General features: G+C 67.1%; 13 protein-coding genes and 1 pseudogene. 10 read left to right on the plus strand and 4 right to left on the minus strand.

The features are described 5' to 3' along the window. Positions 1-3: 3 nt before the first annotated feature. Together IPH07_36100 and IPH07_36105 are read right to left on the minus strand one after the other, a co-directional pair. The gene (locus tag IPH07_36100; protein ID MBK6922867.1) at positions 4-1,491 is read right to left on the minus strand and encodes a DUF1552 domain-containing protein; all 1,488 of its coding nucleotides are present in this window, start codon (positions 1,489-1,491) and stop codon (positions 4-6) included. A 2-nt stretch (positions 1,492-1,493) separates the two neighbouring features. After that, entirely contained in the window at positions 1,494-3,170 is a 1,677-nt protein-coding gene (locus tag IPH07_36105; protein MBK6922868.1) for a DUF1588 domain-containing protein, read from the minus strand. Positions 3,171-3,543: 373 nt separating this feature from the next. Here IPH07_36105 and IPH07_36110 point away from each other — a divergent pair, with 373 nt between their 5' ends. The 5 genes from IPH07_36110 (at position 3,544) to IPH07_36130 (ending at position 7,135) form a co-directional block, all read left to right on the plus strand. After that, positions 3,544-4,683 (plus strand): DUF4215 domain-containing protein, encoded by a 1,140-nt coding sequence (locus tag IPH07_36110; protein MBK6922869.1) that lies wholly within the window; start codon positions 3,544-3,546, stop codon positions 4,681-4,683. A 479-nt stretch (positions 4,684-5,162) separates the two neighbouring features. Next, positions 5,163-5,615, plus strand: a complete 453-nt coding sequence (locus IPH07_36115; GenBank protein ID MBK6922870.1) for a hypothetical protein — start codon at positions 5,163-5,165, stop codon at positions 5,613-5,615. A gap of 118 nt (positions 5,616-5,733) precedes the next feature. Beyond that, a complete protein-coding gene (locus IPH07_36120; protein ID MBK6922871.1) occupies positions 5,734-6,231 on the plus strand; it encodes a hypothetical protein in 498 nt (165 codons plus the stop codon). A 5-nt stretch (positions 6,232-6,236) separates the two neighbouring features. Next, positions 6,237-6,668 carry a hypothetical protein gene (locus IPH07_36125; GenBank protein ID MBK6922872.1) on the plus strand — a complete coding sequence of 144 codons (432 nt, stop codon included), beginning with the start codon at positions 6,237-6,239 and terminating at the stop codon, positions 6,666-6,668. Positions 6,669-6,913: 245 nt separating this feature from the next. After that, entirely contained in the window at positions 6,914-7,135 is a 222-nt protein-coding gene (locus IPH07_36130) for an antitoxin family protein (GenBank protein ID MBK6922873.1), read from the plus strand. Between the two features lie 132 nt (positions 7,136-7,267). Here the strand turns inward: IPH07_36130 and IPH07_36135 are convergent, their stop codons facing one another. Together IPH07_36135 and IPH07_36140 are read right to left on the minus strand one after the other, a co-directional pair. Then, a complete protein-coding gene (locus tag IPH07_36135) occupies positions 7,268-7,414 on the minus strand; it encodes a transposase (GenBank protein MBK6922874.1) in 147 nt (48 codons plus the stop codon). Then, complete coding sequence (locus IPH07_36140; protein MBK6922875.1) at positions 7,399-8,145, minus strand: helix-turn-helix domain containing protein; 747 nt, start codon at positions 8,143-8,145, stop codon at positions 7,399-7,401. Before IPH07_36140 ends, IPH07_36135 begins: the two co-directional genes overlap by 16 nt. Positions 8,146-8,423: 278 nt before the next feature. On the opposite strand from IPH07_36140, the gene IPH07_36145 reads away from it, so the two are divergent. The 5 genes and pseudogenes from IPH07_36145 to IPH07_36165 all read left to right on the plus strand — a co-directional run bounded on the left by IPH07_36145 (position 8,424) and on the right by IPH07_36165 (position 13,115). After that, complete coding sequence (locus tag IPH07_36145; GenBank protein MBK6922876.1) at positions 8,424-10,496, plus strand: S9 family peptidase; 2,073 nt, start codon at positions 8,424-8,426, stop codon at positions 10,494-10,496. Positions 10,497-10,609: 113 nt separating this feature from the next. Beyond that, positions 10,610-11,713, plus strand: coding sequence for a DUF3626 domain-containing protein (locus IPH07_36150; protein MBK6922877.1), 1,104 nt, complete (start codon positions 10,610-10,612; stop codon positions 11,711-11,713). A 118-nt stretch (positions 11,714-11,831) separates the two neighbouring features. Continuing rightward, positions 11,832-12,112, plus strand: a pseudogene (locus tag IPH07_36155) (BrnT family toxin). 112 nt (positions 12,113-12,224) lie between these two features. Then, positions 12,225-12,509 carry a helix-turn-helix domain-containing protein gene (locus IPH07_36160; GenBank protein MBK6922878.1) on the plus strand — a complete coding sequence of 95 codons (285 nt, stop codon included), beginning with the start codon at positions 12,225-12,227 and terminating at the stop codon, positions 12,507-12,509. Positions 12,510-12,539: 30 nt separating this feature from the next. After that, a complete protein-coding gene (locus IPH07_36165; protein ID MBK6922879.1) occupies positions 12,540-13,115 on the plus strand; it encodes a hypothetical protein in 576 nt (191 codons plus the stop codon). Positions 13,116-13,151 lie beyond the last annotated feature (36 nt).

A 13,151-nucleotide genomic window follows, 5' to 3' on the forward strand; every position in this document is an offset into this window, starting at 1 on the left:
GCCTCAGGCGAACAGGCCGGGGATGTGCCCCGAGACGTCGCCGAGATCCGAGAACACGCCGACCGCCCGCATCGCCGAGATGAGCACGTTGGCGGTGTGGTTGGCGTTGGCGGGTGCGACGATGTGCTGGCCCTGCACGAGGCCACCAGCGCCGCCGGCCACGAACCAGCACATGTTGTCGGTCGAGTGCACCGACCACGCGGCGCCGCTCTCGTAGCCGTAACCGCCGCCGGCCTCCATCATGTAGACCATCGCGACGTTGTCGAGCAGCGTGCCGGCACCCTCGGGGGTGTCGCGCATCTTGGCGACCAGGTACGCGAACTTGTCCATGTGCCAGGCGATGACGTCGTTGTACTGCACGGTCTGGCCGCCATGGCTCATGTCGTGCATCGCGTACTGATGGCCGGTGATCGGCGCGACGTTCATGAACGACTGGATCATCGTGTGCATGAAGGTACCGACGCGGGTCAGATCGCACACGAAGGCCATGTGCAGCAGGTCGGTGAGGACCTTGATGCGGGTCTCTTCGCCGCTGTAGCCGGCGTTGACGTCGTAGGCGTTCGGGTCGTCGCCGGTGAACGCACCGCCGAGTGCCGGGTCGTCGCCGGGATCTTCGACCATCATGCACGCGCCCATCGGGTCGGGCGGCAGCGCGTCGAGCAGCTCCTCGATGTGGCGAATCGCGTCGTAGTGCTGCTCGAGCCGCGCACGGTCGTGGCTGCCGAGCCGATCGAGCATGCCGCTCATGCGGCGATCGACGAGGTCGAGCACGCTCTTGCGCTTCTGCAGCTCGAAGGCCTTCTTCGCGGCCTCGACCGGGTCATCCGGCACGAAGCCGAGGAACAGCGTGTCGTAGGCCTGTCGCGGGCTCGCGACGGGGTAGAGCGCCTGCGGCTGGCCCTGGTCGTCGAGTCGCCACGACATCAGGTCGCGGTAGTAGGGGCCTACGCCGGAGTTGTAGAGCAACGCCTGCGCGCGATACTGCAGCGACTTGAAGGTGGTGTCGCCGGCGATGACGTCGGCGACGATTTGATCCGAGCTCCAGTTGGTCACGCGATAGTCGTGTGACTCGAGCGGCATCGGCATGAGGTTGGCCGTGCCGGTGAAGATCGGATTGGTGTGGGCGTGGAAGTTGATGCCGCGGCCGCCCGCGGGGATCGGCATGCCGAACGCGGGCTGGCACGGGATCGACAATCCCGAGACCACGGTGATCTGATCCTTGACGTTGCCGTAGTCGGCGAACGGCGCGATGCCGGCCCCCAGGGGATAGTCGGCGCCGGTGGCCGCCGGGATGACGTTGTTGGCCTGCGGGCCGGAGTCGCAGCCCCGCGCGAGGCCGCCGAAGAGCAGCGCGTAGCGCAGCGGCAGGCCGCCGCCGTGGGCGAGCGCTTCGCCGTGATCGTCGAGCATCGCGTCGAGCAGCGGCAGGCCGACCATGGTGCCGCCCAGGCCGCGCAGGAAGGTGCGTCGTGGCAGTCGTACGGTGCGCATCTTCAGCCCTCCTCCTCGCGGCGATAGCCGAAGGATGGGTTGGTCACGATCGCCATCAGCAGCTCGTCGAAGCGGTGATCGCCGGCGACGAAGTCTTCGTTGAGTTGCTGCACGAACGGCATGTCCTCGGCATCGAGCTCGCGCCCGAGCGCGAAGCGGTAGGCCTGTTGGGTGACGCAGCCGTCGAGCAGCGCGTTGTCGATGAGCAGCTGCGAGAGCTCGGCGGGGCCGTTGAAGGCGCCGACATCGGCGATCTCGCCCTCGCCGTCGATCTCGCAGGCCTCGTTGTCGATGTCGTGGGTGCGAAACTGGCCCGCGCGATCGTATTGCTCGAGCCCGAAGCCGAGCGGGTCCATCTGCGAGTGGCAACCGGCGCAGCTCTCGACCGCGTGCACGAGGTAGCGGTCCTTCTTGCACTCCGCGACCCCCGGATCGGGGCCGTTGTCGGCCATCACGTTGGGTGGTGGCGGCGGGATATCCTGGCACATCAGCTGCTCGCGGATGTACTTGCCGCGCTTGGTCGGGCTGGTGTCGCCGACGTTGGCTGCGACCGAGAGGAACGCGCCGTGCGAGAGGATCCCCATGCGACCCGAGTCGCCGTAGGCCACCCAGCCCTCGCCACCTTGCGGGTGCGGCAGGCCGTAGTGATCGGCGAGTAGGTCGTTGATGAAGGTCTCCTGCGACGCGAAGAGGTCGAGCCAGGAGCTCTGCTCCTCGAAGATCACGCGCTCGACCAGCGCGGCGCTCTCGCGGCGCATCGCGTTGGTGAGATCCTGCGGGTGGGGCAGCTCGGCGTAGCCCATCCACAGCGAGTGGAAGCGATCGACGTGGGCGTGGGCGCGGGGGTCGTCGAGCAGCGCCAGCGCGCGGTCGCGGATGCCGTCGGCGCTGTCGAGCTCGCCGCCCGCGGCGGCGTCGAGCAGCGCATCGTCGGGCGTGGTGCCCATCAGGAAGAACGACATGCGCGCGGCGAGCTGGAACCGATCGAGCGCGAACGTGCCGGGTTGATCGGGCGCCTCGGTGCCGACCTCGACGCGATAGACGAACTCGGTGTCCTGCAGCAGCGCGCGCACGACCACCTCGACGCCGACGTAGAAGTCGCTGCCCTGGCTGGCGAAGTCGAGCCCGAGTGCGGTGAAGTCATCGATCTCGTCGGTCGCCAGCGGGCGCCGCAGCGCGAGCCGGCCGAAGTGCCCCACGAACTCGCGCATGCAGGTCTCGTCGGTGTCGCCGCTGGGCGTGCAGCCGACCACCGCGTCGCGCTTGCTGGTGTCGGCGATGAGCCGCTCGGCGGCCTCCTTGGCGAGCACCTCGATGCCGTTGACCAACGGCTGCGAGACCACCTGCGTGGTGTAGTCGTTGTCGAACGGCGTGCGCGGATCCTCGGGCAGCAGCTGCGAGGCCGGCCGCGAGGTGTCGAGCAGGATGTCGCGCACGACGTTGTCGAACTCGTAGCGCGTCAGTCGACGCAGGCCGACCCGCGCGATGCCGTCTTCGGGCGGCGGCGGCATCGTGCCGGTGTCGGCACCCGTGCTCGAGTCGGCGCCGGTCGCCGAGGTGCCGCCGGTGGTGGCCGCGTCGCTCGTCGAGCCATCGGCCACCGCCGCATCGCCGCCGCGGTGGCATGCCACCAGGCCCAGCGCCATCGCGATCGCGACCTGCGATCGAGTGGTTGTCATCCGCATCGGAACCCTCCGCATCGAGGCAATTGGTAACACGTCGACGCGCCGCAGATCAGTGCGTGGGCGTGGCACACCGATGTCACGTGCGGGTTTGCATCGCGTGGTTCACGGCGCCCGCGGAATTCGTCCGCCCGCAACGGGACGGGTCTGCGCAGGCGGAGATCGCGTCTCGTGAGCCCGAATCCACAAACACGGGGTTTGGGGCCGGGGCTCACCGACGCCGAACTCGCGAATGCGTCTTGGAGGGCTCGCGCGCAGGGTCGTGCGCAGCCCGTCCTGGCTCGCGTCGGCCGTGTGGACGCGAGCGATGGCGCGCCCGCGTCGTGCGGCCCTCGACGCGTGCCGGGGCGATGCCCGAGACTCGGAGCCGATGATCCTGCGCAGTGTCTTCGCGGTCGGACTCGGCTCGGCGTTCTTGCTCACGGGCTGCCCGCGCCCGCCCGAGGCGGTGGTGAGCGGCACGGACTCCGATTCGGGCACCAGCGGCGACACCCAAGGCAGCGCCAGCGCCACGATGACCGCCGGCAGCGACGGCACCGACAGCATGGGCTCGGCGAGCAACTCGAACTCGGGCGCGACGCAGACTGCGAGCGACTCCGCCGACGTGACCTCGGCCTCGGCCAGCGACTCCGACACCGTCGATCCGAACTGCGGCAACGGCATGCTCGACCCCGGCGAGGACTGCGACGACGGCAACGACGACGACACCGACGCGTGCGCGCAGTGCCACGACGCGGCGTGCGGCGACGGCTTCGTGCAGGCCGGCGTCGAGGGCTGCGACGACGGCAACGGCGTCGACGAGGACAGCTGCAAGGCCGACTGCACGCCCAACGTCTGCGGCGACGGCATCGAAGGTGGCGCCGGCGAGGACTGCGACGACGCCAACGACGTCGACACCGACGCCTGCACCAACGCGTGCACCACCGCGACCTGTGGCGACGGCGTGGCATGGGCCGGGCACGAGGCCTGCGACGACGGCAACGCCGTGGCCACCGACGCGTGCACCAACGACTGCACGGTCGCGGCCTGTGGCGACGGCGTGGTGTGGGCTGGCCACGAGGCCTGCGACGACGGCAACCAGAGCAACGAAGATCTCTGCACCGCCTCATGCGAGGACGCGGCCTGCGGCGACACGTTCATCCAGACCGGCGAGGACTGCGATGACGGCAACGACATCGCCAACGACGGCTGCAGCAGCGCCTGCGCCGACGAGCCCTACTGCTACACGTTCAATCCCCAGGTCGATTGCCCGAGCGGCTTGGACTTCTGGTGCAGCGAGGTGCCTGCCGATTGTGAGGACGGCAATCACGCCCTGACTGCGTGCGACGTCTGCATGGGCGGTGGCTGTGTGGTCGGCGAGGGTGCGTGCGACGACAGCACCGCGGCCGCGGTACCGGCCGCCATGTGCCCTGATGACTATTCGTTCGTGTACGGCACCGGCACCTGCGCCGCGGGGAATGTGGTCTACGAGTGCAACGGGGGTGGGATCTTCGGGTCTTGGTGTTTGTGATGCATGGATGAGCGTCGCGGCGCGCGGGCGGAGGCGAAGAAGGGGGGCATGTGGGTCACGTGGCGGTCGACGAAACGATGCCGTCCTTGGCGTCGTCGGCGTCGATGGGGGCTCGACGGGGTCGACGGTGACGGTCACGGTGCTGCGGCACGTGATGCTCGACGGGCTCGAGGGGCTTGGGGGCTTGGCGGGCTTGGGGGTTTAGGGGCGCAGCGGGGAGGAGCGCGAAGCGGAGCGGCGCGAGCGGTCCGACCCGCGCGGAGGAGCGGGGAGAGCTGAGCGGCTTGCTGGATAACGCGGATTCGCGAGGCGCTGCGGCATGGGGGAATCGCGTTTCGCGACAGGAGCTTGGCGGGAGGCCGTGCGGGGCGTCACGTGGTCATGCAGACCGGGATAGCTCGGCGGCGGGCGACAAACGCAGGTCTGCCGAATTAGAGTTGGGCGGACGTGGCGAAGGCTGCAGGGAACCGAGAGCGAGCATGTGCGCGCGCCACCACCTAAGCATCCTTCTCGCAGCCTGCGCCTGTCGGCCGGAAGCGGCGGAGGAGCCCGTCTTCGATCGCACCTTCGCCCCGCTCGACGTGGTGAAGCGCTGCAAGAACCGAACAGACCATAGCAGCTCAACAGAGGACCGTGAGATCGACGCACTCACGATCGCTTTGACCGACGGTGTCCACTATGTGAACCCGCCGACCATCGGCTGCGAGCTCAGAGCACAAGTTGAGGGCACGCGGCTGCGGTTCCGACCACAATCGTGCGCAAAGGGAGCCGGTGAACAAAGCGAGATCGAAGGTACTGCGCAGTTTGACGCAGAGGGTCTTCTTGAGATCCACCTCACTAGCGTCGAGTTCTGGCCGCCGTCGCCGGACCTCTGGCCGGATGGCCTCTGGTGGGACTGCGGGCATGACTACCTGCTCGAACCACTCGAGTAGTCGGCCACCGATGCGCCGGTGGGATCCGCCGTCCAACAAGCCGTTGCAGCTGACGCCTCACTCGAGCTACGCTCGAGCGGGGCGCAGCTGAACGCCTATTCGTTGGACGGACAAGTCCGTGAACCAGATAAAGACGCAAGCGGAGACCTGGCGGCGTCGACTTCGGGCTGACCTCGCGACCCCCGCAGAAGTGAAGACGTGGGCCGACGGCGTGATCGCTTCAATCGAGAATCCGGAGGTTTGGCTGATCGACGTCTCGATGGCGGCGAGCAAACCGGAACTCAACGAGGCTCTGCTCCGCGCTCCCGGCGAAGCGGATGCTCGTGAGGTCTTCTGCGGAATCATCGCGTCGCTCACGGACCTGCTCGCGTGCCGGCCCGACCTCGATTCCGAAATCGCCAGAGCCCTGTTCCAGATGTACATGGACGGGGATGTTCCGGCGAACGAGAAGCTCGGGGAAATGGCGAGCTTCTGGGATGACATCGATCTCGCGCGGGATGGGACCTACGGAGACGTCGACGAGCAGCGAGAGCGGATGCGAGCGTTCCTTGAGCGGTGGAGTCGACCGGGCTACGCGACGGAGCAGAGCGGCCGAGGCGACGGTCGCCAGGGTTAGCGGCGTTGCGCGGCGTCGCGGTTCCGGCAGCGTTCTGCGCCGGAGCGGTCCTTGCGATTTCATCCGCCGTGGTGGCAGAGCCGATTCCCAACCTCGATCCCGAAGCCGACTTCACCGGCGTGATCAGCGGGGAGAAGATGCACGCGAACTTCGCGAAGATCGAGGATCGCCTCACAGCGGCGGAACAGTCGAGGGCGGGGGAACCCGTGCTCGGCACCGCGGTGGCGTCGTGGATCAGCTACGCCACCGCGAGCACCGATCCCGAGGCCGTGGTCGACGAACTCGAGGTCGAGCTGGATACGACGGATCGGTCGGTCCGCGTCGCGCTGGCTGGAAGCGGCGGCAGCCCTTCCTCGACGGCGCGGCGAGCGGGACGGCTGTGGAGTTCACGTTCCGCCTTGAGCGCCGAACTGCTGGCGTGGACGTGGACTGGGTGACCGTCGAGGAGTTCTACTGGCGCTCGGACAGCTCGATCCTTCGCGTGCCACCAAGCACGGTCATGGCGTTCGACACACCGCCTGCGGGGACGACGACGTACCGCGTGCTCGGTTGGCCAGAGCCAAACGGGGGGAGCCCCGCCGTGTCGGTTGCTCGCGTGCGCCTCGTTGCGCAGGAACTCGCGGCCACTACAACTCCGTGACCCACCCGGCCACCGCTCTCGGCCTATGCTAGCCTTGCTCGGATGCCTCCGATCGAAGCGCACTACGAAAACGGCGTGCTTCGCCCGTCCGCGCCTCTCGCCTTGCGGCCAGGGGAGCGTGTGGCGGTCGTCGTGATGAGGCACCCCGACCCGAGCCGTTGGGATATGGCGCGCCTCGCCGCGGACGACGACGATGATGAGGCGCTCGCCAGCGCCGGGCTCGCGGACTGGGCCGACGCGCTCGACCGCGAGGACCGAGGGTGAAGCGCGGCGAGCTCTGGTGACCTGGCCGGACCCGAGGCGGAAGCACCCTGCGTTCGAGACTCGCCGGACCTCGCAGTGACCAGGATATTCGGGCGGCGCGATGCGCTTCGGGAACGGCCTCGTCGACGGCACTCAGATCGAGCCGGGCGTCGCGTCGCCGAGGGCCTCGTGCGGACGCTCGTCGTTGAAGCGACGTCGGAACGCGTCGAAGCGACGCTGCTGCGCGGCGTGGTTCGACGAGGGCGGACGCGCCGTCTCGCGCTTCAGCGTGCGGTGCATGCGTTCGTGCGCGCCGTTTTGTTGCGGACTCCCTGGTTGGATGCGCTGATGCGAGATGCCCATCCGCATCCACCACGTGTTGAGCTCGCACAAGCCGTGGATTCCGGTCGAGGCGAACGGCGGGCCGTTGTCCGAGCGAATCGCAGACGGCAGGCCGACCTGTCGAAAAGCCGCTCGAAGACCGGCTTCGCGCCCTCTGTGCGCACGTTCGGAACTCCGGTGACGCGCAGCAAGTACCGGCTGTGCAGGTCGACGATCGTCAGCGGGTTGCAGTACACGCCGTCGCACGTGCGGAACTGGCCCTTGAAGTCCGTCGTCCGCACCTCGTTGGGTTCGCTCGCGCGCGCCGGGCCGCTGCCCGGATGGTCCCACCGCGTGCGACGACGCCGAGGCTCCACGAGTCCGTTGCGCAGCAGAACCCCGTCGACAGTGCTGCGCGCCGGCCATACGATGCTCGGGTGCCGATCGGACAGCACACGCAAGAGCTTCCGCGCGCCCCAGCGCCTCGCCTTGCGCTCCGCCACGATCATCGCCTCGAGCTCGTCGGGCGTGCGGTGCGGACAGCTCTTCGGTGCCCGACTCCGCTCTTCGATCGCGGACTCCCCCTCCAAAGCAAAGCGGCGCACGAGCGCGTACCCAGTCTTCCGACTGATGCCGTAGCGCTTGCACAGCTCGACCATCGTCCCGTGGCCCGACGCGTGGTCGGCCAGGAATCGCCGGCGCTCGTTCATGGGGTTAGTCTCCGTCCATGCCATCGCGCTCGCCTTCGAGAACGATTCTGCACACGTGTCACCCATGTACCCGGACATCTGCTACCGATGTACCCGGGTTGTACCGATCCGCCGTCCAACAAGCCCTTGCAACGGACGGGTCCACGAGCTAGCGCTCGTGGCTCCCGCCGCTGAACGCCTTGTGTGTTGGACGGACACGCGTGACCACCCACGTCGATTCTCGTGGGCTGCTATCGTTGGCGCGCATGCGAGCTGTGGCGTGGAAGGGACTCTTCACGATGTTCGTCGCCGTCGGCTGCGTCGCCGAACACGAGCGCTCGCCTGAGTCGACCGCCCCCGCGGGAGCGGACGGAGCCGAGTCGCCGGCATCCGTCACCGTGGGTAACCCGCGCAGCGACCTCATCCCCCGAGCGGTGCTGTTCGGCAATCCCGAGCGCAGCGCGGCGCAGCTGAGCCCGGACGGCAAGTGGGTCTCCTGGCTCGCGCCGCGCGAGGGCGTGCTCAACGTGTGGGTCGCACCTGCCGGCGACCTCACGAAGGCGAAGCCGGTCACCGCCGCGAAGAAACAACCGGTCCTCGAATCGGAGTGGGCGTTCGACGGCAAGCACCTGCTGTACTGGCAAGACGAGGCCGGCGACGAGAACTTCCACGTCTACCGCGTCGCGGTAGAGACCGGTGAAGTCGTGGACCTGACTCCGATCGACGAGGTGAGCGCCGGGCAACTATGGCTCTCGCACCGCAAGCCGAACATGATCTTGGTCGAGCTCAACGACCGGGACAAGTCGATGTTCGACGTCCATGCGATCGACCTCGCGACGGGCGAAAGGCGGCTCGTAGCACGCAACGACCAGGAGTTCTCCCACTGGGTCTTCGACCACGACCTGAAGCTACGCTTCGGCCAGAAGATGACGCACGACGGCGCGCTGGTGTGGATGGTGAAACACGGCAGCGGCTGGCGGCACTATGACGAGACCCCGTTCGGAGACAGCAGCAGCTTCCTCGGCTTCGACGCCAGGGGTAGCGCCTTCTACACGTTGGACGACCGTGGGCGGGACACCGCGGCGCTGTTCGTGGTCGACGCCAAGACCAGGAAAAAGCGGCTCGTCCACGCGGACGCCCGAGCCGACCTCGGCGGCTGGCACCAAAACTGGATCGGCCCGAGCGTGCTGGTGCACCCCACCGAGATGAGGGTTCAGGCGATTGTGGTCGACTACGACAAGCCGCGGTGGGTCGTCCTCGACCCGCGCGTGGCGAAAGACTTCGATGCGCTCGCCGAGCTCGACGACGGCGTGCCCCGCATCACCTCGCGCACGCTCGACGACGAGACCTGGATCGTCGCCTTCGACGGCGACGTGCGGTCTCGGAGGTACTACCGCTGGGATCGGCGGACGCAAAAGGGCGAGCTGTTGTTCGTCGAACGACCCGAGCTCGACCGGCAGCCGCTCGTGCCGATGCACCCGGTGACGATCGAGTCGCGCGACGGGCTCCGGCTCGTGAGCTACTTGACCCTGCCGAAGCACGCGGACCGCGACGGCGATGGAACCGCCGAACTGCGCGTGCCGATGGTGCTGCTACCCCACGGCGGCCCGTGGTACCGCGATCGCTGGGGCTTCGACCGCCTCCACCAGCTCTTCGCCAACCGCGGGTACGCGGTGCTCTCGGTCAACTTCCGCGGCTCCAACGGCTTCGGCAAGGCGTTCACCAACGCGGGCGACAAGCAGTGGGGCAAGAAGATGCACGACGATCTGCTCGACGCTGTGAAGTGGGCGGTCGATCAAGGCGTCGCCGAGAAGGACAAGGTCTGCATCTCTGGCTACAGCTACGGCGGGTACGCGACGCTCATCGGTCTGACGCTCACCCCCGACGTGTTCGCCTGCGGTGTCGACATCGTCGGGCCTTCGAACCTCGTGACCGAGTTCGAGAGCCTCCCGCCGTACTGGCGGGAGGCCGCGATCACCTTCCTCAACAGGGTCGGGGACTGGAGCACGCCCGAGGGCACGCAGGCGCTCCTCGACGTCTCGCCGCTCACGCACGTCGCAACGATCACCAAGCCGCTCCTCATCGGCCACGGCGCCAACGACACGCGAGCGAAGAGATCCGAATCCGATCAGATCGTCGCCGCGATGAAAGCCAAGCACATCCCGGTCGGGTACATTGTGTTTACCGACGAGGGCCACTTCTTCAACCGCCCCGAGAACAACCGGGCGTTCTTTGCGCTGGCCGAGGCCTTCCTATCCGTCCATATCGGCGGCTGGTACCAGCCGATCGATGCCGCCGAGATCGCCGCATCGTCGATGGTGGTCGAGGCCGGAAGAGAGTGGCTACCAGGGTTGCCGGACCAGAGCAAGTGATGCCGCCCAACAAACCGTTGCAGCTGACGGTCCACCCGGGCTACGCTCGCGCGCACCGCAGCTGAACGCCTATTCGGTGGATGGCCGAACGACCCCGATAGGCGCGAACGCGAATGCCTCTGTCACCAGCCCTGCGAAGCGCCATCGAGCACGTCGCAGCGCAAGGCGGAGCACGCCGAGCCGAAGCCGTGGCGCAGCAGGATCACATCCGGCGCATGTGCGACATCTCGGCCGATGACCTCCGCGACGCGCTGCTCAGCATCACGCAGAACGCGCGGGTTGCTCTTCACTTCCATCCCGACCGTCCCGACGCCACAGGGCGAACGGTCGCCCAAGCGTTGCTGCGGGATGGCGTCTATCGCAGTCAGTTCGAAACGGGTCTATCGAACGGCGGGCTATCCGCCCACCCCGGCGGATCGCGGGATCGGTGCGAGCAGAGCCTCTTCGGTCGCGCCTACCATGCATCCGACACGACCAATGCCGAGCGACCGAAGTACGGCGCGCTCAGTCTCTTGCACCACGCGGATGGCCCGTCACCCCGGTTCGGCTCCTGCTACTTCGTGCTCGCTGCTGCTGTAGGACGGCGCTGCACGTTCACCTATCTGGATTCTCACGAAGGTGCAGTCGAGAGGGGGACCCTCGAGGAATTCGACGATGTATTTGCAGCGGTGCTGCGCAGTGCATTCTACCACGGCATTGGTCTGGGCGAGTCTGACCTGACTGTGCCGGGCCTGGTCCATCGCCTGCGATGCGACCTGTCGGCGCCTCTTTGCGATCTTGCGCATCTCCCCATCGCCAGGAACCTGAATCACTACGTCGAGGCTCAGGTCCACGGCGATGTGGTGCTGCATCAAGACGTCGACGCCCTCGTTGCCGACCCTTCGTTTCGAGAATCGGAAACAGGTCGCAACCTCACCGACCTCTGCAGGCGCAATGATGTGGCACTTCACTGGGACCCGGGATTCCTGCTAACCTCCGACAAGGTTCTTCGTGACTTTCGAGGCCCAACAATGCCTTCCCTCGCAGAACGAATCGCGCGAGCCGGCACCATCGACGCGAGTACGATCGGTGCTGCGGTCACCGACCTTCGAGCCAACCCCGGCAAGTGGAGTGATCGCGGGAGCCCCGACGACGTGTTGCAGGAACTGGAGCTACTCTGGCACGTGCTGCTGAAGTACGGCACGCAGCCCGCGGAGGAGCTTCACCAGAAGAAGTAGGACCCTGACACGGGGTCCTGTCGTCGAGGAAGTCCGGGCCGTTCGCGGCGAGCTCGCGAGGCTTCGCTGATCACCCGCAGAACCGCCGCTGCGGGCTACTCTGGCCGAGTTCTTGACCATGTATGGGCTACGGCCCATACTCCAGCATGGCGTGCCGACAGTCATCGAAGGAGACTTCGAGTGGGACTCCGGCAAGGCGGCGTCGAACCTCGAGAAGCACGGCGTCTCGTTCTTCGAGGCCGCGACCGTGTTCGCTGACCCGGTGGCCGTTTATCTCGACGACGGCTCCGGCACAGGGATCGTTTGCTGTACGTCGTTCACGTCGAGCGCGGCGATCGAGATCGAATCATCAGCGCGCGGCCGGCGACAGGCGGCGAGCGCGAAGTCTATGAAAGCGGGGAACATCGTGGCGCAAGCATCAAGAAAGCGGGTCGAGCCGGAGCCGGCAGAGGTGCGCGTCCTCGGCCGGGGACTCCGGGCGCGCCGAGGCGTACACCTCACGCTGCGAACGGTGCGCGAGGCGGTGGGGAAGACACAAGCCGATGTCGGGGAGGCCTCACGGATCGACCAAGGCGACATCTCTCGGCTCGAGACACGCGGCACCCTAGACGAGTGCCAGGTCGAAACGCTACGCAGGTACGTGGTCGCACTCGGAGGCGAGCTCGAGCTCGTCGCGGTGTTCGGCGACAAGAAGATCATTCTCACTGGCTCCTCCGCGCGCGACGTTGATCCGCCGTCCAACAAGCCCTTGCAACGGACGGGTCCACGAGCTAGCGCTCGTGGCTCCCGCCGCTGAACGCCTTGTGTGTTGGACGGACGACTAGGCATGGCACTGGTTCTCATCTTCGGACCCCCTGCTGTCGGTAAGATGGCGGTCGGCCTCGAGCTGGAGCGCCTAACTGGACTGCGACTGTTCCACAATCACATGGCCGTTGACCCGGTGCTGCAGCTCTTCCCTTTCGGCTCAGCGCCGTTCCAGCGCCTGGTTGGCGAGTTTCGGCATAGAGTCTTCGAGGAGGTCGCATCGAGCGACCTTCCGGGCCTCATCTTCACGTACGTGTGGGCGCTCGACGATCCAAAGGAGCGCGACGCCATCGATCGTCTCACCGGGATCTTTGGTGCGCGCGGCTCGCCCATCCATTACGTCGAGCTCGAGGCCGAACAGTCCGTACGTCTGCACCGAAACGAGACGCCTCTCAGGCTGCAGGAGAAGAAGTCGAAGCGTGATCTAGCACGCTCTCGGGCCCGGCTGCTCGCCGGAGACGCCAAGCATCAGCTCAACACGGCGGGGAACTTCTTCTACCCCGACGATCATCTGAAGATCGACAACACACTGCTTGAGCCGCCCGCGGTTGCCGAGCTGATCGTGCGGCACTTCAAAGTGAGCCGCTTGCGCGGATAGGCGCCGTCCAACGAGGCGTTGCAACGGACGAGTTCG

Source organism: Deltaproteobacteria bacterium, assembly GCA_016709225.1.
In the GTDB taxonomy this organism is placed as follows: Bacteria; Myxococcota_A; Polyangia; order Nannocystales; family Nannocystaceae; genus Xiheibacterium; species Xiheibacterium phototrophicum.

Bases quoted from the DNA above. Each gene is read 5' to 3' on its own strand.
- IPH07_36100 (MBK6922867.1), bottom strand. From the start codon at position 1,491: ATGCGCACCGTACGACTGCCACGACGCACCTTCCTGCGCGGCCTGGGC.
- IPH07_36105 (MBK6922868.1), bottom strand. From the start codon at position 3,170: ATGACAACCACTCGATCGCAGGTCGCGATCGCGATGGCGCTGGGCCTG.
- IPH07_36110 (MBK6922869.1), top strand. From the start codon at position 3,544: ATGATCCTGCGCAGTGTCTTCGCGGTCGGACTCGGCTCGGCGTTCTTG.
- IPH07_36115 (MBK6922870.1), top strand. From the start codon at position 5,163: ATGTGCGCGCGCCACCACCTAAGCATCCTTCTCGCAGCCTGCGCCTGT.
- IPH07_36130 (MBK6922873.1), top strand. From the start codon at position 6,914: ATGCCTCCGATCGAAGCGCACTACGAAAACGGCGTGCTTCGCCCGTCC.
- IPH07_36135 (MBK6922874.1), bottom strand. From the start codon at position 7,414: ATGCACCGCACGCTGAAGCGCGAGACGGCGCGTCCGCCCTCGTCGAAC.
- IPH07_36140 (MBK6922875.1), bottom strand. From the start codon at position 8,145: ATGAACGAGCGCCGGCGATTCCTGGCCGACCACGCGTCGGGCCACGGG.
- IPH07_36145 (MBK6922876.1), top strand. From the start codon at position 8,424: ATGTTCGTCGCCGTCGGCTGCGTCGCCGAACACGAGCGCTCGCCTGAG.
- IPH07_36150 (MBK6922877.1), top strand. From the start codon at position 10,610: ATGCCTCTGTCACCAGCCCTGCGAAGCGCCATCGAGCACGTCGCAGCG.
- IPH07_36165 (MBK6922879.1), top strand. From the start codon at position 12,540: ATGGCACTGGTTCTCATCTTCGGACCCCCTGCTGTCGGTAAGATGGCG.